The sequence below is a fragment of the Nostoc sp. XA010 genome, from assembly GCF_020829625.1.
In the GTDB taxonomy this organism is placed as follows: Bacteria; Cyanobacteriota; Cyanobacteriia; order Cyanobacteriales; family Nostocaceae; genus Nostoc.
Window position 1 is genome coordinate 50,454 of the sequence record NZ_JAIVFX010000026.1, and the last position, 24,207, is coordinate 74,660.

Below are 24,207 nucleotides of genomic sequence, written 5' to 3' on the forward strand. Positions count from 1 at the left end.
CAACGCTTATAAACAGTATGATCAAGGCTTGGTATTGGCGATCGCTACCCTTAGAAAAGCGCACAGGTTCGAAAGTTTTTGCTGCTCTTTTTCACTCCACCTCCGCACCGGGAATTGCTACCCTACTGGAAAGTCCCTACCCAACGCCAATAGATCATCCCCAACTCAGCCGATATTCTATCTGTGCAGGCGCTCCTCGCCTAGTTGATGGCATCCCCCAGATGTGGACACCAAAAGTAGGAGAAGTTTTTCCCTTCTTAGAAAAGTTGTTACAGCAAGGGGTAGGGAGAGATGAGGTGGATGAGAAGGATGAGGTAGTATTTTCTTCCCCTGCTCCCCCTGCTTCCCCGTCTCCCCATCTCCCCTTCACAGGCGGTTGGTTGGGTTGGGTAGGCTATGATGTGGCATGGGAAATTGAACAGCTACCACGTCATAAAATTGATCCCCTACCATTTCCCATAGTTTTTTGGTATGAACCAGACTGTTTTGCCGTTTTAGATCACGCGCAACAAATTCTTTGGCTAGCCGCCAGTGATGCAAGTGGACTTGATGAATTACAAAAGAAGTTAGTAAAGAAAGATGCAGAGAAAGAATTCTCGGTGTCTCCCCGTCCCCACGTCCCCGTGTCTTCTTCACCTCCTCTGTTTTTGACATCGCAAGCAGATTATGAAACATCTGTAAACCAGGCGAAAAAATATATTCAAGCTGGAGACATCTTTCAGACAAATCTTTCATTGCGATTTCAAGCGTCTACATCGGCTTCTGGTTGGGAAATTTACCAAGCCTTGCAAAAAATCAATCCTTCGCCTTTTGCCAGCTATTGGCAAACGCCTTGGGGAGAAGTGATCAGTTGTTCGCCGGAACGGTTAGTAATGTTGCAAAATCGGCAAGCCGAAACCAGACCGATCGCCGGGACGCGATCGCGTGGTGTCACTCCAGAACAAGATATGCAACTGGCACAAGATTTACTCAGCAACACCAAAGAACGTGCAGAACACATCATGCTGGTGGACTTGGAACGCAATGATTTAGGGCGAGTTTGTGAATGGGGAACGGTTACAGTTGACGAATTGCTAACAATTGAGCGATATAGCCATGTGATGCATCTTGTCAGCAACATCAAAGGTACTTTAAAAGGCGAATACACTCCCATTGATTTGATTCGCGCCACGTTTCCAGGTGGCACAATCACAGGTTGTCCCAAAGTCCGTTGCATGGAAATTATCGAAGAACTAGAACCCGTGCGGCGCAGCTTGTTCTACGGTTCCTGCGGCTATTTAGATTGGCGTGGTCATTTAGATTTAAATATCTTAATCCGCACCCTGCTACTAGCCCCAGTGTCTCAAGAAGCAGGGGGAGCAGGGGAGGCAGGGGAGGCAGGAGGAGTAAATTTTTCTTTATTTCGCCACTCAAGACACATCCCTCACCACTCAGCACTCAACATTGTCTGGGGACAAGTTGGCGCGGGAATTGTCGCAGACAGTGATCCTGAGAAAGAATGGTATGAATCTCTGCACAAAGCCCAGGCACAACTGGCAGCACTGAAAATGTTAGATAGGGAATAGGGAAAGAGCAGGCGAAAGTTCTCTAATTTTTAATTTTTAATTTTTAATTGATTTCTCCCCACTCCCAATTTTGTGCCATTCAGCCATAGTTGTGGCAGTATGGAAAGAAGTTGAAAAGTTAGCTGTTGCCGTTGGGAATTTCAAAGGGTGTTTTCCCTTACCACGCTAAACTTTCAACAGGAGGGTCAGGACTGTTTTATGCCTTGTGCCGCCAGGTTGGTGTATTTGAGTCACCAAAGCATACGGTTATATCTATCGACAAGCCTCTACTCTTCGAGTCTACGCTTCGCGTGTCATGTTGTACCATTTCGCTTCACTACCACTAGTACAGGTCGGCGGAAATCAACTTACCATTAAATTAGAACCGGAAAGCGCAAAATTAAAACCTTTTGACTTTTGACTCTTGACTTTTGACTTCCGCCTTGCGGTACTAGCTTCATCTGCCCATTAGAAACTAGATCAAGGTCTTCGCAACCGCAGTTTTGCATTTTAAGGAAATATTCTGACGAATGTTGGTATTATCGTCTGAATGTTTGGAATTCACTGCGAAAAGATATACATACTCCACCTTGACTACACCTTGACTCTTAAATGAATCCAGAAAACGCAGAAACTTACATAAACCATCCAACTTGGGGTTTACTTTACAAAATCTGTATGGTTGATGAAAACCAGGATTTGTTCACTACACTTTATGCCCAGCGCTTGTTTTTTTTGGTTGCAAATGACGTTAAAGGTGTTAAATTCCAGTCTCTAGGACGTACTGAGGCGAGAATGATGTTGGAAAATCGCTTACGTACCCTGCGGCGCAGTGGACAATCTCAGGAGTACGATCAGCTTCAGAGTGTTTTCCAACGCACCTTCCAATGAGCAGTTCGATTTCCGAACGTATTGTTTCCATTCGTTCCTCCCTGCCAACTTCAGTCAAATTGATTGCTGTTAGCAAGCAAGTTCCTGCCCAGGCCATTCGGTCTGCCTATGCCGCAGGAATTCGTGATTTTGCAGAGAGTCGTATCCAAGAAGCCGCCAGCAAACAAGCCGAGTTGCAAGACTTACCGGATATTACCTGGCACTTTATTGGACATTTGCAAAGCAATAAAGCCAAAAAAGCTATTGAACAATTCCCTTGGATTCACTCCGTCGATAATTTGAAGCTGGCACAGCGTTTAGATCAATTGGCACAACAGCTAGGAGTGAGTCCCCAGGTTTGCCTGCAAGTGAAAATTCTCCCCGATCCCAACAAATCTGGTTGGAGTGTGCCAGAACTTTTGGCTGATTTACCCACACTCAATCAATACAAAAATTTACAAATTCAAGGTTTGATGACAATTCCACCTTCAGGATTAAATGATCCGGAAATTTTGAATGCATTTAATCTCAATCGTGAGCTAGCAAAGAAAATCCAGGAGCAGAACTGGTCACACATTAAAATGCAGCACTTGTCTATGGGTATGTCAGGCGACTACGAACTGGCAGTGCAAGCAGGTGCAACGATGGTACGATTAGGAACAATATTGTTTGGCGATCGCTCTTAGCCTTTGATTATCAGCCTTGCTCTTAAGTATTAATAGAGATCAGGATTTGATGACAAGAATTTTGTAACAAACTGGTGCAATTAGAAACAAAGGATATAGTATTGACAAGAGCAATCGCTAAGGAAAAATGGGGTAAAAAGAGCTTTCCTTCGGACAAACCTTAGGATATAATCTTGACTCATTATTATGTTTAGGCGATGCACAGACCTTTGCAAGAAGTGTCAGTTCATCGCCAAAACTAGTAGTATGGGTTACAAGTAGCAGTATACTTGCTGTAGTATCCACCGATGTAGCGATTCCTCCTACTCAATCAATCCTAAGCCAAGTCAATATAGGCTATTCGCACCAGGAGAGTACACAGACAATGAACAATATCTTTTCCAAACTCAGAGACTTTGTGGGTCTAAATGAGCAAGTTGAATACGAGTATTACGAAGAAGAACCAGATAGAGATAATAATTACCAAAATCTGTATCAGCAAGAAAATCCCCAACCACCAGCACCACAGGAAAGCCCAGCCGCTCAAAATCGACGCTGGCGGGAACCAGTGCCTACAATGGGAGATGATATCGCAGCAGGTTCAAAGCCAATGGGGAATGTGATTGGTATGCCAGGAGCAATTAACGGAATTTCGGAAGTTTTAGTACTCGAACCACGCACCTTTGAAGAAATGCCCCAGGCAATTCAAGCGCTGCGAGAACGCAAGTCAGTGGTATTAAATCTGACAATCATGGACCCAGATCAAGCTCAACGAGCAGTAGATTTTGTTGCAGGTGGTACTTACGCACTAGATGGACATCAAGAGCGCATCGGTGAAAGCATCTTCTTGTTTACGCCAAGCTGTGTCCAAGTTAGCACCCAAGGTGGCGTTCTTCATGAAGTACCGCAACCGCCAGCACGTCCTTCTCGTCCTACAGGTTCTCCAACTCAAACCTGGGGCAACGAAACGAACCGGATGGCACAATAAAGTTAAATTAGTTGTTAGTCCTTTGTCCTTTGTGATTAGTCCTGGGTTTTGATAATAGTGACAAATGACAAAGGACAACCGACTAATGACAGATGACAAACGATCGATGACTATAAAATTTGGCTTAATTGGTGGTGGGGTAATGGGAGAAGCGCTCTTATCCCGCCTTATTGCGCGTGGAATTTATCAATCATCAGAAGTCATAGTTAGCGAGCCGCTATCTTCACGCCTAGATTTTTTAAAACAGCAATATAATGTTGCTGTGACTACAGATAATAGCGAGGTTTTCGCCCAAGTCAAAGAAGTTGTCTTTTTGGCAGTAAAACCGCAGGTGTTTAGCGCGATCGCTCAAGAATTAACAGATATTGATATTCTTAATAAAGAACACTCACCCCTAATCATTTCCATATTAGCGGGTGTGCCTTTGAGTCAGCTAGAAGCTGCATTTGTGCAATTGCCAGTTATTAGAGCAATGCCCAACACCCCAGCAACAGTGGGAGCAGGAATTACCGCCATTTGTTCAGGTGCATACACCAATGCCAAGCACCACCAAATAGCACAGCAAGTTTTTTCTGCTGTGGGAGAAGTCGTGGAAGTCTCAGAAGGGCTGATGGATGCAGTCACAGGGCTATCTGGGAGCGGCCCCGCTTACGTGGCACTACTAGTAGAAGCACTTGCAGATGGCGGAGTATCCGCAGGTTTACCTAGAGCAATTGCCAATCAACTAGCATTGCAAACCGTACTAGGAACAGCGAAACTGTTACATGAAACCAAAATGCACCCAGCAGAACTTAAAGATCGCGTTACCAGTCCCGGTGGTACAACCATTGCGGGGATTGCCAAACTGGAACAGGCAGGATTTCGTTCAGCTTTAATAGAAGCAGTCAAAGCTGCCACAGAGCGATCGCAAGAGCTGGGAAAATAATAAAGAGTCATTAGTCATTGGTCATTTGCAAAAGACCAATGACCAATGACTAATAACGAAGTTGACAAAAGACTCGTTAGTATATTGACACTCCCTGCTCTAAAGAGACGAGGATTCTTAGTTCAATAACATGCCTTAAAATTGTCTATCCTTGCGGCAATATTTAAACCTGATACGCGTTCAATCGAACAAAGTGCCGAGTCTAATTTAAACAACCCCAGTGGGCTTATCTCCCTAAGCGTTAGAGAATCGTTTCTCTAGTTCCCGTATGCCCTACGGTACTTTATAATTAATCAATAAATAGTGTTGTTTTCTGGTATGGTGCGCGTTGGCTACTAAGGCTATGTTTATTGTGGTGTTCGCCGCCCACTATCCATTATTATTTCCTAGCCAGTCGTTTTGGGGTTGGTTATCCATTTGTGCTAGCGGTTATTCTACCTGTGGCATAATCCTACTATAACCTCAAATGTTCATAGAATATTGACGCTGCTTAAAACCACCTGAGTCGTTTTTCATCCCCTACCTAAAGGACAGAATACGGTACTACGTACCTCTTCTTTAGGGGCTTTTAAACTTCCCAGTCTTTCTTGTAAACAATCTGGTTGCAAATGTGATTGAGTGAATTATCCTGCGCCGTCTCCAGAACTTGACTTAGGGTCTATATTTCCCTTTGATCTGGATCAGTTTCAAAAAGAAGCGATCGCGTCCCTAAACGCCGGACGCTCCGTAGTCGTATGCGCCCCCACAGGTTCGGGCAAAACATTAGTTGGGGAATACGCTATTTATCGCGCTCTAGCGCGAGGAAAACGTGTATTTTATACTACTCCCCTAAAGGCGCTGTCGAATCAAAAATTGCGTGACTTTCGAGAAAAATTCGGGTTTGATCAAGTCGGACTGTTAACTGGAGATGCCTCCATTAACAGAGATGCACCGATTTTGGTGATGACCACAGAAATTTTCCGAAATATGCTCTATGGCACACCCATTGGGCAAATCGGCATCTCATTAGTAGACGTTGAAGCGGTGATACTTGATGAGTGCCACTACATGAACGATCGCCAGCGCGGTACTGTCTGGGAAGAATCAATCATCTATTGTCCCCGTGAAGTGCAACTGGCAGCCCTCTCAGCAACGGTTGCCAACAGCGATCAACTCACCGATTGGCTAAATCGCGTTCACGGGCCAACTGACCTGATTTACTCCGATTTTCGCCCAGTTCCCTTGGAATTTCACTTTTGCAATCCCAAAGGGTTATTTCCCCTGCTGAATGATAGCAAAACCAAAATTAACCCCCGCCTTATTCAGAAGAAGAAGGCGAGAGGGGGAGAAAGGGAGAGGGGAAGAAGTGGTAGACCTGAAGCTCCTGGAATCATTTATACTTTGAGCCAGTTAGAGCAACGGGATATGCTACCAGCGATTTACTTCATCTTCAGCCGCCGGGGATGTGATAAAGCTGTGGCGGAAGTGGGGGATTTATGGCTGGTAAATAATGAAGAGTCCCAGATTTTGCGGCAACAGATTGATGACTTTTTAGCCCGCAATCCCGAAGCAGGGCGTTCTGGACAAATTGCACCCTTGTACCGAGGAATTGCTGCCCACCACGCCGGAATTTTACCTGCTTGGAAAGCACTGGTAGAAGAACTATTTCAGCAGGGGCTGATTAAAGTAGTATTCGCTACTGAGACACTGGCGGCAGGAATTAATATGCCCGCCCGGACAACGGTAATTTCTACCCTTTCCAAGCGTACCGATACTGGACACCGCCTGTTGAACGCTTCCGAATTCTTGCAAATGGCGGGACGCGCAGGCCGCCGAGGGATGGATAAACAAGGTCATGTGGTGACAGTCCAAACTCCTTTTGAAGGAGCCAAAGAAGCGGGGTATTTGGGAACATCCAAGCCAGACCCCCTTGTAAGCCAGTTTACGCCCAGTTATGGCATGGTACTCAACTTGCTGCAAACACACACCCTAGAGCAAACCAGGGAACTGATAGAACGCAGCTTTGGGCAGTACATGGCCACCTTGCATTTAAGACCAGAATACGATGAGATTGCCGAGCTGCAAAACCAATTAGCTCAACTACATGAGCAAATCGCCGCAGTTGATGAAAATGAACTGGCTATTTATGAGAAATTGCGGCAACGCCTGAAAGTAGAACGCCAGATATTAAAAACTTTGCAAGAGCAAGCGCAGGAAGATAGACAAGAAGAATTGGGGATGATGTTGGGATTTGCAGTGTCAGGAACTCTGTTGAGTCTCAAGGGCAAAAACATCACAGTGTCTACACCCGTAACCGCAGTGTTAGTTGGCAAATCGCCTGGTTCTGGTCAAGCTCCTTACTTGGTATGCTTGGGGCATGATAACCGTTGGTATGTTGCAACGACAGGGGATGTAGTCGATTTGTATGCCGAACTGCCGCGAATTGAGGTGTCACCTGATTTACTACCACCGCCAGAGATGCCCTTGAAGCCAGGACAGTCGCGCCGGGGTAATCAGGAAACATTTGCGATCGCCGCGCGTATTCCCAATCCAATAGAATCTTTGAATTTAGCACCAGAAGTAGCAGAACAACTCAGTCGCACTGCTGCCATCCAAGAGCAATTAGAAGCTCATCCCCTACATCAATCAGGCAATGCTGCCACACTTTTCAAGCGTCGGGCCCGCTATGTCGAACTAGAAGCCGAACTTGAACAGTTGCAAGGGCAAGTAGAGCAACAGTCACAACGTCATTGGGAAGAATTTCTCAATTTAATCGCAATTCTCCAACACTTTGGCGCTTTAGATAACTTAGTGCCCACAGTGTTAGGGCGAATCGCTGCCGCCATTCGAGGCGAGAATGAATTGTGGCTAGGTTTAGTATTCGCTAGTGGTGAATTGGACAACTTAGATCCGCATCATTTAGCCGCCGCCGCCGCCGCTTTGGTGATGGAAACCCCTCGTCCAGATAGCAAAGTTAACTTTGAGCTTAGTCATGGAGTAGCAGAAGCCTTAGCAAAATTGCGGGGAATTCGCCGCCAAATGTTCCAACTACAACGGCGGTATAACGTAGCACTGCCTATATGGTTGGAGTTTGAGTTAATTGCGATCGTGGAACAATGGGCGCTAGGAATGGAGTGGATAGAACTCTGCGAGAACACCACTTTAGATGAAGGCGACGTGGTGAGAATTTTACGGCGGACGTTGGATTTATTATCACAAATACCCCACGTTCCCCATTTACCAGACTCTTTCCAGCGTAATGCCCATCGGGCGATGCAGTTGATTGATAGATTCCCTGTGAATGAGGTGGTTGAATAAACAGGACGCTTTTAAGCAAAACTAGACACGCTGTAGGGGTAATTCATGAATTGCCCCTACAAACTGCCCCAAGAATGAATTTAGATTTGACCAAATATATAGTAGTACGATGTCCAAGCTAGTTTTGAAGGTTTGTAGTAAGGACTTTAGTGCTTAAAAGATAAGGACTAAAGTCCTTACTACGAACTTAGTTACCTATTAATTTAAACTTGACAGACTAGTAGTGGTACTTAGTTAAAAATGCTTTTTTGGTTTCGTATATATTCTATACATGATTAATCACGCGTATCTAACAGAAGTTATAGTCGCTAGAAGCGCTATTCAATCTTAATACACTAAGTTTCCAGTACCGCGTAACTGACGCAAAGAATTCAAACAAAATGGACAGTCACATTTAAACAAGTTAATTGCAGCATCGCTTTCCTCCTCAGTAAAGTCCAACATGGCAATATTCTCATCTGATACTGATGTGGCAATGGTTGAGGAACGTGTAGAGGTATATGTTTGTTTTCTCTCTGAATCTCGAATGCACACAAAATCTGTTCCACCATGTGGGTTAGTGATACAGGTACGACCGTCTTGTGTGTGCATTATTCGCTGAGTAATACTAGCATGGGCAGGGTTAAATACTGCCAGCGTAGACATCATCGACACAAAGATTGAGGAAGTGGAAAGCAAATTCAGAAGAATTTTTTTGTTCATAAATTTCCTTGAGAAAATTGTCTACTAGTTTAGGGTATTCGATTCACTTTCAAACTTCAAGTGAATTTTTCCTAAGAATAGCTAGGCTGACACTTGTTACCCAAAAATTTTCCTGAGCTACCCAGTTTGACCGCAAATTAGTTGCTACAGCAGAATTCAGAAGTCAGACATCAAGCCTGTCTGACTTTAAAACCTAAATTGTGTATTTCAGCAAATTTAAATCCGCTTTATATCCCCAAGATGATTATTGTTGGCTTGATGTCAGGAGATATTTTCCTTTGAAATCTTATGCAGAGCGATAAATCGCTCACTACGAACAAAATTCATGTCGTACATTATTGTATACAACTAAGAATCAGCATAGCTATCTTTAGAAGCTTAAAAAGCTTAATTTTAGCTAAAAATAGGATAAATATTTAGCAATAAGTTTTATATAGATTCTCGTTCTTAAATTATCAACTTGTAAAAAGTTATTTTTTTCATTACATTTGGAAAAAGGCTCATATATTAAGTAATTTACTAGCCTCAACACAAAAAATGAAGCGGAAAGTACATTCAGAATCTTCAGGTTGTTGCAACTGTGAACATGACCATCACGAGAATCATAATCATGATGAGAATCATAACCATGACCACAATCACGATCACGGTGGAGAATTCAATCTGAAAGATGAAATATTGCCTTTGATAGCAATTTTAAGTTTATATGCGCCTGGTGTAATTTTTGAAAATCAATTACACAATACATTCTACTCAATAGGTGAATATCTGCTGTTTATCCCTGCTTATTTATTAAGTGGATGGAGTGTTTTAAAAACTGCTGGGCGCAATATCCTCAAAGGTAGAATATTCGATGAAACGTTTTTAATGGCAGTAGCGACACTAGGGGCGATCGCAATTCATAAGTTACCCGAAGCTGTCGGAGTCATGTTATTTTATAAAATCGGAGAATTGTTTCAAGATATTGCCGTTAGTCGTTCCCGTAATTCCATCAAAGCTTTATTAGAAGTACGTCCAGACTATGCCAATATTCAAACAGAGGGAGAATTAAAAAAAGTATCCCCAAATACAGTAAATATTGGAGATATTATCGTCGTCAAACCTGGAGAAAAGATTCCCTTAGATGGTGAGATTATAGATGGGAATTCTCAAGTCGATACATCTGCATTAACTGGAGAATCTGTACCGCGATCGGTGAGGCTATCTGAGACAGTTTTGGCTGGGATGATTAATAAAATGGGTGTTCTCAGCATTAGAGTAACAAAACTATTTGATGACTCTTCCATTGCCAAGATTTTAGACTTGGTGCAAAATGCCAAAAGTAAAAAAGCAGAAACAGAAAAATTTATTACTAAATTTGCCCGATATTACACGCCAATAGTAGTTTTTACATCTCTAGCAGTTGCACTATTACCTCCTTTATTTATTGCTGGTGCAACTTCTTCTGAATGGGTTTATCGCGCCTTAATTTTACTAGTTATCTCCTGTCCCTGTGGATTAGTTATCAGTATTCCCTTAGGTTACTTTGGAGGCGTAGGAGGTGCAGCTAAACGTGGTATTTTGATTAAAGGCTCTACTTTTTTAGATGCTTTAAATGCAGTGAATACAGTTGTTTTTGATAAAACTGGAACGTTAACTTACGGTGTATTTAAAGTAACAGAAATAGTACCATCAAATGGCTACCTTGAACAAGAATTACTGCAATTAGCCGCCAAAGTAGAATTGCACTCAAATCATCCCATCGCTCAATCTATCCGCAAAGCTTATGGTGGAAAAATTGATGAATTTGATATGAGAGATTATGAAGAGATCGCAGGTTATGGAATTAAAGCCAAGGTTGAAAATAAAGTAGTGATAGCGGGAAGCGATCGCTTATTACATAAAGAGAATATTGCTCATGATAATTGCCAGTTAGAAGGAACAGTTATTCATCTAGCAGTAGATAATATTTACGCTGGGTATATTGTCATTGCTGATGAAGTGAAAGAAGATGCAAGACTTGCTATTCAAGCACTCAAGGGAATGGGTGTAGAGAGAACAGTAATGTTGACAGGAGATAATCAAGCGATCGCATCCCGCATTGCTGAACAGCTAGGTATAGATGCTTATGAAGCAGAGTTATTACCCGAAGAAAAAGTCAATGCCATTGAGAAGTTACTCAGCACCGTTAGTAAGCATAGTAAAGTTGCCTTTGTTGGGGATGGCATTAATGATGCGCCAGTGATTGCTAGAGCAGATGTTGGTATAGCAATGGGTGGGTTAGGCTCAGATGCAGCGATCGAAACTGCCGACATTGTGATTATGACAGATGCACCCTCAAAAGTGGCAGAAGCAATACAAATTGCCAGGAAAACCCGTACAATTGTTTGGCAAAATATCGCTTTTGCGTTAGCAATTAAAGGTGTATTCATTGGATTGGGTATTTTAGGCGTAGCGACAATGTGGGAAGCTGTATTTGCTGATGTGGGAGTAGCTTTACTTGCAATTTTCAACGCAACTAGAGTGATGAAATAAAGTTATTGAGAAATCGGGAATCCGTAATTGGGAAATTGTAGAAGTTAAAGCTGAAAAGTAATGATTGAATATATTGAATACTCCCAAATCGGATTCTCCCAGAGGTAGGCTGTGAACCCATCTATTAAAGGTATCGCTATGGCTGCGTTAGCTTTACTATTAACTAACCCAGTAGTTGCATTACCCCAGAAAACTAATCAACCGCTAAATAATTCGCGATGTCTAACGACAAGCCTCTGCGCGTCTACGCAACCCTCAAAAAACACCTTAATCGTTCCTGGGGAAAGAGTTGGGCCGATAACACGCACAACTACCAAGCAAGATTTAGTCAAACTGTTTGGTGCATCTCATCTCGTTCATAAAACTATCTCTGGTGCTGAAGGAATGGGTAGTTTTGCAGCTACTCAGGTAAACCTAAATCAGGGGCGTTCTCTGTTAGTAGTTTGGAGTGATAATACTCGTACAAAACCTCTAGATGTGCGTAACCTGGCTTGGGCTTGGAAAACCCGCGAAGGTATCGGCGTTGGAACCCCATTGAGCGAATTACGCAAGAAGTTAGGTGATTTTAAACTCTATGGATTGGCGTGGGACTACGGCGGTACTATTTTGTTAGATAGTAGCCGATTATCCCGCTATCAGGGCAAACTCATCCTACGAGTAGATACTGATCCTAATGCTGCTCAGAAATATCCTAATGACTACCAAGCGGTGTCTGGGGATAGTACTTTTTCTTCTAGCAATCCCCATTGGAAACCTTTGGGAATCAGGTTAGCAGAAATTATTGTTTTATTGAATCCAAGTCAGTGATAGCCGTTTCACATTTACACGGCACTTACAAATCTATAGATTATAAAAGGCGATCGCAACAAAAACTAGACGCACTTCAGACAGAATTTGACATCCGCAACGAGAAGTTAAAGCAGATGAAGAAAGCTGTAGCTATTGAGACTGGTACGGCGGTAAAGTTTCAATTAGAACAGCTTCTTGATGAAAAGGCAAAACTGGCATATCTTAGCGATGAGCTAGATAAATTTCAGTCTGTATTGCAACCATAAAACTAGGTAAATATACAGTTATTTGGCTGATGAAAATCAGGATTTTCTGACCCAGAAAATAAGGAAAACATAGATATTAACTTAATTGGTGTTTGTTTATACTATTTCAAACTTTTGTAGTGGTTATACTCATAACTTAGGTTCTACCTGGGAATTAGGAAGTGGCTTTGCCACTTCTTTTTATTTATTTGCTAGCCCAGTAAAAAATAAATTAAAAGTTCAAAGTAATTTCATTGAGCTTTTATTAATTGTTATACCATTTGACAAAATACCTGCTATACCTACATTTTTAGGGACGTACAGATGTACGCCCCTAGAGGCGATTCATTTGTTGCAAAGATTGTTGACAATGCTATGATTTCGTGTGCATTTAATTGATCTACCAGCTTGAGGGAATTCTGGGCATATAGACACGATTTTAATCATTACTCATTTTATCTTGCCATCTCTCACGCTTGGGCTTGCTTTCCACATCGCGCGATCGCGCTTCTTGCCAAGTCTCCCACATTAGGGATTGCTGTTTTTCAACATGGTTAATAAACTGTATGATTGGCTGATCTATTTTGATGGGAGTTTTGAAATCGAACTTAATTGTTTGGACAATCTTAATATCACCCATAAGAAAGAACTTACCTGCAATCTTAGTCAGCCATATCACAACTCGATTACATAACCAACCAAAAAATCCTTTACGTTTTTTAGTAAGTAACAGGATTTGTCCTTCAGCTTTTCCGCCTTCGTGGAGGCGAACTGCAAACATCATGTGGACATGGAAGAAATCGGGGCCAAGCGTCACAATGACAATGCTCCCGTACCAATAGCAAACGCTGTAAGTTATGGCCTTTTTGTAGAAAAGACGGATGAGCTTAATGAAAAAGAAATTGTCTTTGATGGGTGTAATATTACTGAAAATAATCGCATTCTCGTTCAGTTCCTGTCCGTCAAAAATAATTTCTATTGGCAGTTCGTGAACTGTATTAAAGTGTTGAGCATCAATGGCATTAATCATCACCACACTGGGGTGACAGTTCATTAAAAAGTGAGAATCGATGGCGACATCACACTCTTCTTGTTCCAACTCTGGAACAAAAGGTAGAGGTTGTTGTGGGATTTCTCCAGTCCAAACCCAAATCATCCCGTACTTCTCAGCAGTGGGCCAAGTTTGTAATTTTAAGGAAGGTGGTGTATTTAAACATGGAATATCAATACACATTCCTTCAGCATCAAACTTCCAGTGGTGGAAAAAACAACGTAGTGCATTACCCTCAACTTTCCCTTCAGCAAGGTGAGCGCCCATGTGGGGACAGTAGGCATCAAAGGTAGCTACTCTTTTGTCTTTACCACGGTAAATCACTAGTTCTCTGCCCAAAATCGTGACAGGTTTTACTTCACCTACCCGCAGATTTCTAGAGGGTATTACCCAATACCATCCCTCAATAAAATGCTCTGGATTATTGAAGTTTTTAGGTTTACGGGTTGAGCTAAAAGTCTGTGAGTTGAGATTCATTTTTATGGTTTCACTTGAGGTGAAGCTGTTAATCTAGAAGTAACATGATAACTAGGAAAAAACAGTTACTTTCAGTACCATGAGAAACAGTTAACCAATTAATGAAGCAAATTAGAGAGAGAAAATATTGAGTTAAGTTTATTGAAAATGTTAAAATTATTCTAGCCAAATCTCAGCCCATGTAAGCTAATATCCATTAAAAATAGATATTTGAAAAATCACAACCTAGTAATATCTCTAATCAAATAAAAAATAAACTACTGACACCAGCATTTGGATAAACTCTTAAATGAGTTAACAAATAGAAAAATATGTAATAATAATTACAATAGTTGGGAAAATCTGCCGTGTTAACTCAGGAGACAAAACTGCTTTTAATTGGTCAGGTAAGAGATATAAGCAAAATCCCCATTCGGACAATTCGCTATTACGAGAGTTTAGGCTTAATTAAATCATCAAAACGAACAGAAGGAGGCTTCCGCCAGTTTTCATTGGATGTGCTGACTCGTCTAGCGTTCATTAAAAGGGCACAAAATCTTGGTCTTAGCTTAGAGGAGATTGGAAATATTCTTCAGGTTTATGACCAAGGACAAGCTCCTTGTGGTGAAATTCAAGAAAAGCTTGAAGAGAAGCTTTTACAAATTGATCATCAAATTGATCAGTTGTTAACTTTACGGTCTGAAATAAAGGGACTACTTTCAGGCTGGAAGAATATGGGAGGACAGCATGAGGATACAATTTGCCCGATCATTCAAAACACTAGTACCGCAGGACGGAATTAAACATACTATTTCAAATGGTGCAAGACCTTGGAATACAATTCTTTTGACTTTTGACTTTTGACTTGCGGTACTAGTACCGCAGGGCGGGATTAAAAATTAAAAAATAAAGCAATTTTTTTGTTCCTCATCTAAGACTCAGGACTTTTATAGAGAAGAAACCACCACAACTCTAGTCCAATCAAGGCTAAACCTGCGATCGCAACCCCAACTTTCAAGCCCAAAGGTTGCTCGATCCGGTGAAATTGGCTGTTTTGTTCTGGCGAGTGGGCTGGCATTTCTGCTAAAGCTAGGCCTGATGTTCCAGTGAGAAGCACTAAAGCTGTAAGGCTTCCCCAAAGCATTTTTTTACTGAACATTTCCTAAATTATCCTGCAATTATGAGATAGTTTTTGGTTGAAACTTACGCAATCTGAGGGCATTGCTAACAACAGAGAGCGAAGAAAGAGCCATCGCAGCACCGGCGATAATTGGATTGAGTAACCAACCAAAGATGGGGAACAAAATTCCAGCCGCAATGGGAATACCAATAACGTTGTAAATGAAGGCAAAGAAGAGATTTTGCCTGATGTTGTTGATGGTGGCACGGCTAAGTTGAATAGCTGTAACAATTCCTTGCAAATCGCCAGAAATTAGAGTGATATCGCTAGCTGCGATCGCTACATCTGTGCCCGTTCCAATAGCAATTCCCACATCAGCTTGTGCTAGGGCTGGGGCATCATTTATGCCATCACCTACCATTGCTACAAGGGATTGGGGATTAGGTACTGGGGATTGGGTATTGGGAAGAATTTTCCCTAGTCCCCAATCCCTAGTCCCCAGTTCCCCTTTCTGAAGAGATTGGATAATCGCCGCTTTTTGATCTGGACGCACTTCGGCAAAGATTCGTTGGATGCCAACTTGCCCTGCGATCGCATCAGCAGTTTTACGATTATCTCCGGTAAGCATTACTACTTCTAAACCTAACTTCTGTAAGGCTTTCACTACTGCTGTTGAGGAAGGTTTGAGGGCATCGGCAATACCCATTATTCCTTGTAGTTCGCCATCTACAGCAATCAAAATTACTGTTTTACCAGCCGCTTCCCAGTCATCTTTATACTGCTGGAGACTTACGGTGTTAATTCCAAGTTCTGTTAACCAGCGTTGTGTACCAATTTGCACAAGCTGATTTGAAACAACTCCTTGAACACCACTACCTGCATTAGCCTGAAAGTTCTTTACCTCTGTTAAACTCACCTCTTGAGACTGGGCATATTTCACCACTGCTGCCGCTAAAGGATGCTCAGAATTGTATTCTACCGTTGCTGCTAACTGTAAAAGCTTGATTTCATTACCATTAGCTGTACCATTGATAGTCACAAAGTCTGTAACAGTGGGTTTACCCTGAGTCAAAGTGCCAGTTTTATCTAGAACGATGGTTTGAATTTTGTGTGCTAGTTCTAAACTGTCCGCACCTTTAATCAAAATGCCATTTTCTGCACCTTTGCCTGTCCCCACCATTACAGAAGTGGGGGTAGCTAAACCCAAAGCACAGGGACAAGCAATAATTAGTACACCTACCGTTGTCATTGTTGCTAAGGTAAGGTTGCCAGTGAAATTAAACCAAATGACAAAAGTGGCGATCGCGATCGCAATCACAGCTGGTACAAACCATCCTGTAACTTGATCTGCCAAGCGTTGAATTGGTGCTTTAGAACCTTGGGCTTGTTGCACTAGTTTGACAATTTGAGCCAAAAACGTATCATTTCCGACTCGTGTCACGCGAAACTGAAACGCACCCGCACCGTTAATCGTCGCCCCAATCACCTCATCTCCTGGCTGCTTTTTGACTGGCAAACTTTCACCCGTCACCATCGTTTCATCTACCGTCGAAGCGCCTGTAATCACTTCACCATCTACGGGAATCTTTTCACCAGGACGCACCAAAATTACATCGTTAATTTTGACTTCGGCGATGGGAACATCAATTTCTATTCCATCACGGATAACTCTGGCATCTCTAGCTTGCAATCCAATGAGTTTGCGGATGGCTTCAGAAGTTTGTCCCCTAGCGCGATTTTCCAGCAACCGCCCCAATAAAATTAAGGTAATAACAATGGCTGCAACTTCATAATAAACATGAGGTATCAAGCCCTGAACAATAAAAAATTTCGGGAAAACAGTGACAAACAAAGAATATAGATATGCTGCACTTGTGCCCAAAGCAATTAGCGTGTCCATCGTCGCCGTATGGCGCTTGAGAGATTTCCAGCCATTGCGGTAAAAAGATCCACCACACCAGAAGACGACGGGGGTTGTTAGCACTAACTGTATCCAAGGATTTTGTAAGAAGCTTGGAATTAAGGGCAAGTTCAACCCAGTCATCATGGGGAACGACCCCAAAAATAGGAAAATGCTGATAATACCTCCCACCGCTACCTTGAGGGAGAGTTCGCGTTGTAATGCTTGCCTACTAGCAATTTCTGCATCATCTTCTTCGGTGAGTAATTCTTCTTGGAGTGAGTAAGAAGAGTATCCCGCAGATGCGATCGCACTTTGGATTTTCTCTAAATTGGCTAGAGAGCGATCGTACTTGATGGCGGCTTGTTCTGCTCCAAAGTTAACGTTGCAGTCCCTTACCCCAGGAACAGAGCGAATTGCCTTTTCGATGTTGTTGGCGCAAGCGGCGCAACTCATGCCTCGAAGTTTGAGTGTGAGAGTATCCATAACTAGATGAACCCCTGTGATTGATGTGGGAGGATCTTTAAAGATTAAGCAACTGGATAGCCAGCAGCAGCCAACGCTTCCTTAATTGCTGTTTCTGATGCTTGAGTTTCTACACTGACAAGCTTGGTTGTTGGATCAGCCTGAACGCTAGCATTGGCATCGACTGCCTGAAGTGCTTTAGTGATGGTGTTTGCACAAGCAGAACAAGCCATGTTGGGAACTGTGAGTTGGAGAGTCATAGATTTACGGGATAGAGTGGAAAAGTTAGCCAAACCAGAGTGGATGACTGGGGAAATCCGTTAACAGTCAGAAATAACTGGAAAGAGAGTCGCCTTGAATTTATCCTAGACTCTCTAGCCGGCTAGAGAGTCTAGAGATTTTTAAAAGTTTTTAGCTAAACTTCAAATTTCTTTACAGACGTAGTATATAAACTGCTAAAAATACAAAATACTACAAAAGACTTGTTTTCTAATGAAAGTGTGTGTTATGACTTGCCGCATAACATCACCTTGCCAGAAGGTCAGGGATGGTTCAGAAGGTGTAGGGCAACCTGTGATTATCCCTGGTTTAATGGGTGCTTATTCTTATCTGATGGTGGGTAGAGGCAATGCAGCATTTTGTAATTCTGCCTCACATGAGGCGGGAAGAATTCATTCTCGCTTTGACCTCAACCGCAGAGGTGCATCTCAAAGTGAGGCGGAACTGGGATTAATCGGAGTAGACTGCATCACCCTGCGTCAAGAACGCCGAATTGAAGAAGCACCCTTTGCCTACAAACCGATTCAGTCTGTGATTGATATCCAGGTTGAGGTAGAAATGCTGGACGTTGTGGCGCGATTGAGTCCGGTGTTGACGTTTAAGGCGTAGTCCCTAAATAAAAAGCCCCTGGTCAACACCAGGGGTATCCATCTTTATTCCCTGATATCAGAATCGCATCTGTGGAGCTATTGTAAATCCGTATTAATGCAATTACCGCATAAAGATGATGATGATTTTGCAATCGCCTAATTAGCGCTCTTTTATTACTCTGAAAAAATCAAATATTTGTAGGTTGGGTTGAACATTCGTGAAACCCCAACAAAATCAAGGATTCTTGGTGCTGGGTTACCCTGCGGGAAGCCCCAACTCTTGGAGGCGCTGTGTTTCGACTCCGCTCAACAGAAATTCGCGTTCGGGCATCCTACGCAGGCGCTAGCCTCTCCCTTTAGGATTCGAGGAGACGCTACGCGAACGGGGAAGTCAAAAGTCAAAAGTTATAAAAGAGCGTTAGGCAAAGATCCCAAATTAATTTAAACTTACTTTTCTAGCAGTTCATCTTGCTATAAACTGTATCCAAATATCCTAAAAACTGATACATAATTACTTAATCAGTCATAATAAAAGGCTTGGTTTAACCAAGCCTCTATATATACCAAGCATTTACTACACCAGGATTAATTTAAACTGACCCTTGCTTTAGTTCATCCTGCTATAGGCTGTATCCAAATATTCTAAAAGCTGATAAGCGACTGGCTCCCCTTGGGAGATGACTCGAAGAGTCAATTTACCTCTATTCCGATGAGAGTCTATCTTTGACTTATCTGAGTATTGATAAAAAAAACCCTGGTATCATTCCAGGGCGGATACACGTTTTTCAGGCATTAACAGGCTGAATAATAACTTTGTAAAATAGTTATTTCTACTATCCATAGAATGATAGGAATATTGATCTATATATGATAGTAGTGGTTTTTGTTGCTTAGTCTATTTAGAGATGGGATTTTATAAAACTAACCTGGCAGAGTTTGATGATATTTTTTATTGCTTTAGCATTAGACCAAATATTCTTTAATTTGATATTAATCTAAAGTTAGATCCAGAGGTAAACTAGGTATTAACCTAATTATTTATAGGTTTTACTTGCTTGGTATTATTCATGAAAAAGGCATGACTAAAAGCCATACCCAATATATACCAGTGTTTTCTATAATTAATTTAGAATTACCTTGATTTCAATTCATCTATCTATAGTGTGGTTAAAAAATAGTTACGCATTTCACTACCTACTAACAGAAATCCCCCGATAGTTCGGGGACTAAAAATCAGAAGATAATATTAAATTGGCTTGGTTGCTATGGTAGCGCTTGCCTCGCTTGCAAAAACCCTTCAAAAGTTTGAATGTCTCAAACAGAATTCAGGAGTCAGGGGTCAGAATACAGGAAAGGTATTCTGACCGAAAAAGCAGATAGCGTAGCGTTAGCGATAGCGTTCGCGCAGCGTCTCGTAGAGAGGAACGAGCGTCAAGATTGCTGATATCATGTTCGACTTAATACTTAGTCAAAAGCGAGCGAAGCGCAGTAATCCCAAACCTTTGCGATTGCTTCTCAACTCTTGGAGAGGCTGCGCCAACGAGACGTACTCGCGTTCATTCCACTTCGTTGCATACCCTTCTCTACGAGAGGCTGCGCCAACGGGTTCTCCAAAGAAGTACGCAATTACATATAGCAATCCGATTTGATTTCTGAATCACTCGTAGAGGTAAGGGACTCTTTACTGGGGACTGGGGACTGGGAAGAAGGAATAAAGGTGTACTGAGTTTTGTTCAAAAATCAAATATGAGTCCTATATTATAAGTGATTTGCCGAACATGATATGACTCCTGAATTCTGATTTCTGAATTCTTCTTCTATCCGACAAAACCCTGGCTGTCATAGATTATCGATGAAGTTCAAAAAGTAAAACTACCGTTTCACATAGGTTTCAGCTTAGGCATTTGTGCAACGACACCGCAGGAGTATTGCGTTGCGAAAAAAATGGATAAAATCAAGCTTAGTTCAACAAAACTTTATAGTACGTATTGAAAATTATTATCCTGAGTAATTTAGTATCAACTACACCAACTCTAGTACAGAATTTAATAGTAAATAGCTTTGGTTACTTATTTATCCGGTATCTTTAAAATCTAAAACCATACACAGGTAAAGCGATATAGTTAGAAATAATCATCTATCTAAAGTTATTATCAACTCATTGGGAAAATCTTCTGTAATTTTGCGTATAATCAAAAAGTATCTGCTAAAGTTGTCAGCTTGAGGTTTTCTTTCCTCAGGTATTCTTGCATGGGTTAGAGTTATCAATTAGACAAAAGCAAAACACAAGTTATTCCTAACTGGGCACTATTCTATTGTTCGCGGTAAGCCTCCTTGTATCGCCCAAGTAAAGACGATGAATCCTAATAAAATCTTCTGGAGAAGAGATGTATTTGACACATTCATTCATGAGTGATGAAAAGAAGCAAAACTCTCACCAGCCCTTGATTCTGGCAGTAGAAGACGATGATGATAGTCTCCTGGTAATTAGTTATGCTCTTGAGTCAATGGGTTATAGATTCATTTGTCAAACAGATTCTTCTGCAACGGTGCTGGTAGCTAAAGAATATCAACCAGACTTAATCTTGTTGGATATTTTATTACCAGGTCTTAGCGGTATGGATGTTGTGCGTCATCTAAAGCTTGAACCCCTAACTCGCAGAATTCCAGTGGTGGCTGTCACAGCTTTAGCTAGCACGGAAGATCGTGAGCGTATTCTCAAGGCAGGATTTAATGATTACATCAGCAAGCCCTATATGCTCGAAGAATTAGAGGCTATAATCCGCTGTGAGCTGGGAAGAAAATTCACCCCTTACCCAGCATTGAAGGTTTGTCAGGATTAGCAGTCGATCAGAAAAATATGAAGGTAAAGGTGAAGAACTTAAATGTTTTTAGGTAGTTGTACAGTGAACAAACTACCTTTACCTATTTGAGATGTTACCTGGATATTCCCTGCGTGCGCTTCTATAATCCGGTGGGATAGATGTAGCCCTAAACCACTACCTGAGCGTTTATGTTTGCCTTGGCGAAATCGCTCGAAAATTGTTGCCTGATCTTCGGGTGCAATCCCATATCCTGTATCTTGGATCTCGATTGTTACCGAATCTGCATTTTCTGAATTAGGTGGTGTTTCAAAAATGCGGATTGTAATGCCTCCTGTATCTGTAAATTTGATGGCATTTGCAATCAGGTTGTTTATCACCCGCCGTAGTTCCAAGCGATCGCCCATAATAATACCAGCGTTTTTACCCTGTGAATCTAATTCACGGGTATCTATTTCCAGAATCAACCCTTTTTCACCAGTTAAAGGACTTAGTTCGCTCACTACTTCTTGAGATATCTCACGTAAATCGCATTCTTCCCAATTCAACGTTTTTTTACCTGCCTCGAAGCGATAAACTTCAAGGAGGGTATTTACCATGTCCATCAAATTTTGGTTACTGCGAATCATAACTGCGATCGCCTGTTTCATTTCTGGCGAAATTTTGCAGAATGTTTCCATCTCAAACAAACTCAACATGCGATCGGCGGCTACTAAGGGAGTTCGCAAATCATGAGTCAGACGGGAAACAAAGTCTTCCCGTTGGCGGGCCATTTTTTGTTGTTCGTCCAAACTGTGCTTGAGACGTAACAGCGATCGCACCCTTGCTAATAGTTCATCAGTATCAAATGGTTTCCGAATAAAATCGTCAGCACCAGCATCTAAACCTTCGACAACACTGGATTCGTGAAAGGCTGTAATCAGCAGTATTGGAATATAACTAATTGCTGGGTTATTCCGAATCCGACGTGTGACTTCATAACCATCTATCCCTGGCATCATCACATCTAAAAGAATCAGATCGGGTGGAGCTTGTTCAACTTCGCGCAAAGCCTTTATTCCATCTGAAACCAAATGAATTTCATACCCCTCACTTTCTAAAATTGCTTGAACCAAAATGAGATTATCTGGAGTATCGTCAACTGCGAGGATACGAAAAATTTTATTATTTTCAACTACAGACATAATTTCTCAACTTTTATCAGTTTTTTTAAGGTAATTTATAGTTTAAATCTAGGATATCCTACTGATGCTTGCCTAGCTTGAGAAGATGAATGATGCTGATTTTTAGTAGAACCAAAAACCCGTTCGCCATCTACCTGTAAGGGTACATCGCCTTCTACAGCCGATAATGTAATTTGACGCGGTAATTCGATTTTAAACGTTGAACCGACCCCTAATTTGCTCTCCAGAAAGATTTTGCCGCCCATCATTCGCACCAGTGAATCTATAATTGCCAAACCCAAACCTGTACCTGGATATTTCCGAGTGAGAGTTTGATCGACTTGTCGAAATGCTTCAAAAATACGTTTAAAATCTCTGGATGCTATGCCAATACCTGTATCCCGAACAATAATTGCTAATCGATTTGCAGGTAGTTCTTTAACTTCAACCCAAACTTCACCAAACTCTGTAAACTTAATGGCATTGGAGAGCAGATTAATTAAAATCTGTTTGATCCGAACTGGATCATTAAATACCAAGCTATTTTGTAAATCGTTTTGCACTAACAATGATAGATTTTTGGCGTCAGCTAGGGAACGCATTTCACTTACAGTAAGATTTATTACCTTTGAGATATCAAATCTTTCCCCTTTTAAGTCTAATCGTCCTGCCTCCAGCTTGGAAAAGTCAAGAACTTCATTGACTAGCATCAGCAAATGTTTCCCATTATTCAAGATGCGTTCAACCATATCTGCCTGCTGGTGCGTTAGTTGCCCGAACTTAGGACGCAACAGTATTTGCGAAAAACCAATAATCGCATTCATCGGCGTTCTGAGTTCGTGAGACATAGTTGCCAAAAAATGTGATTTTAGCACTGATGCTTCTGATAGCTTGAAGTTTTGCATTTGAAGCTGTTGCTGTTGTCTCTCCAATTCTTGGTTCTTACGAATAAGTTGTTCATGACTTTCTCTAAGCTGCTCTTTTGCCAAAGCTACCTGTATTTCAGCCCGATAAACCCGAATCGCACTCCGCAAAACTTGTGCTAAATTTTCTGGAGATATCCTAGACTTAGAGAGATAGTCTGTAGCACCAGCTTTCAATAATTGGACAGCAGTTTGTTTATCTTCTTGACCAGTTAAGACTACTAAAGGAACTTTAATTTCCGAAGAACGTAGCTGTTGAATTAAGGTTAGTCCATCCTGATCTAGTAAGCGAGAGCCGAGGAAAACACAATCATAAGCAGTAGTGGTTAAAATAGAAAACGCATTATTGCCATCGGCTACTTCAGATAGTTCCATTTGAATACCTGCTTTAGTCAAGGCACAACGGACTGCCACCCGGTCTACTTCATCATCATCTACAACCAAAATTTTCAGCGTATCTTCCATCGGTTTTTATTTTTGCCGCTAAACATAGGTTGATGTATAACATTCCTGTTTTGAGATTATCTAATTAAAATATAAGATTTTCGGATATTTAAAATCTGTAACTTTATTGACTAAGGCATTTCGCACAATATTCAATACTTGTTGACCTTTGCCATCATCTCTAAAAAGTTAGAGAAGGTCACGTCGCTCCGAATTTAAAATTAAAAATTAATAATTACCATAAATAAATTTAAAGGCTTGTATTATGAGTCTGTTTCGGTAATTAACAAACCAAAAACTATTGGTCTGAAAACAGCAAGCATAGCTAATATAAAGTAAAATAAAATACTTTTGCTTTGCTTAAAACAATTGTAATTGAGTCAGCAAGCGACCGTCGTCAGCCATTGGTGAGAGTTGCATAGCATTGTCGTGTACCATAAATTGAGTAGTTATAC

The 24,207-nt window shown here is 41.6% G+C and carries 19 protein-coding genes; 12 read left to right on the top strand and 7 right to left on the bottom strand.

What is annotated here, in order from left to right:
• Positions 1-17 precede the first annotated feature (17 nt).
• The 6 genes from LC608_RS26980 (at position 18) to LC608_RS27005 (ending at position 8,289) form a co-directional block, all read left to right on the top strand.
• Entirely contained in the window at positions 18-1,565 is a 1,548-nt protein-coding gene (locus LC608_RS26980; protein WP_229556511.1) for an anthranilate synthase component I, read from the top strand.
• A 591-nt stretch (positions 1,566-2,156) separates the two neighbouring features.
• On the top strand, positions 2,157-2,435 hold the full coding sequence (pipX, locus tag LC608_RS26985; protein ID WP_109010971.1) for a transcriptional coactivator PipX: 279 nt from the start codon (positions 2,157-2,159) through the stop codon (positions 2,433-2,435).
• Positions 2,432-3,100 carry a YggS family pyridoxal phosphate-dependent enzyme gene (locus tag LC608_RS26990; protein WP_229556512.1) on the top strand — a complete coding sequence of 223 codons (669 nt, stop codon included), beginning with the start codon at positions 2,432-2,434 and terminating at the stop codon, positions 3,098-3,100. The genes pipX and LC608_RS26990 overlap by 4 nt, the downstream gene beginning before the upstream one ends.
• A gap of 364 nt (positions 3,101-3,464) precedes the next feature.
• Positions 3,465-4,067 (top strand): cell division protein SepF, encoded by a 603-nt coding sequence (locus LC608_RS26995; RefSeq protein WP_229556513.1) that lies wholly within the window; start codon positions 3,465-3,467, stop codon positions 4,065-4,067.
• Positions 4,068-4,173: 106 nt separating this feature from the next.
• Positions 4,174-4,992 (top strand): pyrroline-5-carboxylate reductase, encoded by an 819-nt coding sequence (gene proC, locus LC608_RS27000; protein WP_229556543.1) that lies wholly within the window; start codon positions 4,174-4,176, stop codon positions 4,990-4,992.
• A gap of 618 nt (positions 4,993-5,610) precedes the next feature.
• Positions 5,611-8,289 (top strand): RNA helicase, encoded by a 2,679-nt coding sequence (locus LC608_RS27005; protein WP_229556514.1) that lies wholly within the window; start codon positions 5,611-5,613, stop codon positions 8,287-8,289.
• 327 nt (positions 8,290-8,616) lie between these two features.
• Here the strand turns inward: LC608_RS27005 and LC608_RS27010 are convergent, their stop codons facing one another.
• Positions 8,617-8,991: a hypothetical protein gene (locus tag LC608_RS27010; RefSeq protein WP_229556515.1), complete on the bottom strand. Its 375-nt coding sequence runs from the start codon at positions 8,989-8,991 to the stop codon at positions 8,617-8,619.
• Between the two features lie 537 nt (positions 8,992-9,528).
• On the opposite strand from LC608_RS27010, the gene LC608_RS27015 reads away from it, so the two are divergent.
• From LC608_RS27015 to LC608_RS27025, 3 genes are all read left to right on the top strand, one after another.
• Positions 9,529-11,505, top strand: coding sequence for a heavy metal translocating P-type ATPase (locus LC608_RS27015; protein WP_229556516.1), 1,977 nt, complete (start codon positions 9,529-9,531; stop codon positions 11,503-11,505).
• A 111-nt stretch (positions 11,506-11,616) separates the two neighbouring features.
• Complete coding sequence (locus LC608_RS27020; protein WP_229556517.1) at positions 11,617-12,312, top strand: hypothetical protein; 696 nt, start codon at positions 11,617-11,619, stop codon at positions 12,310-12,312.
• A complete protein-coding gene (locus LC608_RS27025) occupies positions 12,309-12,560 on the top strand; it encodes a hypothetical protein (protein WP_229556518.1) in 252 nt (83 codons plus the stop codon). Before LC608_RS27020 ends, LC608_RS27025 begins: the two co-directional genes overlap by 4 nt.
• A 418-nt stretch (positions 12,561-12,978) precedes the next feature.
• Here the strand turns inward: LC608_RS27025 and LC608_RS27030 are convergent, their stop codons facing one another.
• Complete coding sequence (locus LC608_RS27030) at positions 12,979-14,067, bottom strand: aromatic ring-hydroxylating dioxygenase subunit alpha (protein WP_229556519.1); 1,089 nt, start codon at positions 14,065-14,067, stop codon at positions 12,979-12,981.
• Between the two features lie 347 nt (positions 14,068-14,414).
• Between LC608_RS27030 and LC608_RS27035 the strand changes: the two genes are divergently transcribed.
• The gene (locus LC608_RS27035; protein WP_229556520.1) at positions 14,415-14,849 is read left to right on the top strand and encodes a heavy metal-responsive transcriptional regulator; all 435 of its coding nucleotides are present in this window, start codon (positions 14,415-14,417) and stop codon (positions 14,847-14,849) included.
• A 128-nt stretch (positions 14,850-14,977) separates the two neighbouring features.
• On the opposite strand, the gene LC608_RS27040 is transcribed toward LC608_RS27035, so the two are convergent.
• The 3 genes from LC608_RS27040 to LC608_RS27050 are packed head-to-tail and all read right to left on the bottom strand — an operon-like array spanning position 14,978 to position 17,791.
• A complete protein-coding gene (locus tag LC608_RS27040; protein WP_229556521.1) occupies positions 14,978-15,205 on the bottom strand; it encodes a hypothetical protein in 228 nt (75 codons plus the stop codon).
• 19 nt (positions 15,206-15,224) lie between these two features.
• On the bottom strand, positions 15,225-17,552 hold the full coding sequence (locus LC608_RS27045) for a heavy metal translocating P-type ATPase (RefSeq protein ID WP_229556522.1): 2,328 nt from the start codon (positions 17,550-17,552) through the stop codon (positions 15,225-15,227).
• A gap of 44 nt (positions 17,553-17,596) precedes the next feature.
• Complete coding sequence (locus LC608_RS27050; RefSeq protein ID WP_229556523.1) at positions 17,597-17,791, bottom strand: heavy-metal-associated domain-containing protein; 195 nt, start codon at positions 17,789-17,791, stop codon at positions 17,597-17,599.
• A gap of 247 nt (positions 17,792-18,038) precedes the next feature.
• Here LC608_RS27050 and LC608_RS27055 point away from each other — a divergent pair, with 247 nt between their 5' ends.
• Both LC608_RS27055 and LC608_RS27060 read left to right on the top strand, forming a co-directional pair.
• Positions 18,039-18,419 (top strand): RtcB family protein, encoded by a 381-nt coding sequence (locus tag LC608_RS27055; RefSeq protein WP_229556524.1) that lies wholly within the window; start codon positions 18,039-18,041, stop codon positions 18,417-18,419.
• Between the two features lie 2,368 nt (positions 18,420-20,787).
• Positions 20,788-21,243, top strand: coding sequence for a response regulator (locus LC608_RS27060; RefSeq protein WP_229556525.1), 456 nt, complete (start codon positions 20,788-20,790; stop codon positions 21,241-21,243).
• Between the two features lie 38 nt (positions 21,244-21,281).
• Here LC608_RS27060 and LC608_RS27065 read toward each other — a convergent pair whose 3' ends face one another.
• The gene (locus LC608_RS27065; RefSeq protein WP_229556526.1) at positions 21,282-22,406 is read right to left on the bottom strand and encodes a hybrid sensor histidine kinase/response regulator; all 1,125 of its coding nucleotides are present in this window, start codon (positions 22,404-22,406) and stop codon (positions 21,282-21,284) included.
• Positions 22,407-22,441: 35 nt separating this feature from the next.
• Complete coding sequence (locus LC608_RS27070) at positions 22,442-23,773, bottom strand: hybrid sensor histidine kinase/response regulator (RefSeq protein WP_229556527.1); 1,332 nt, start codon at positions 23,771-23,773, stop codon at positions 22,442-22,444.
• Between the last annotated feature and the right edge of the window lie 434 nt (positions 23,774-24,207).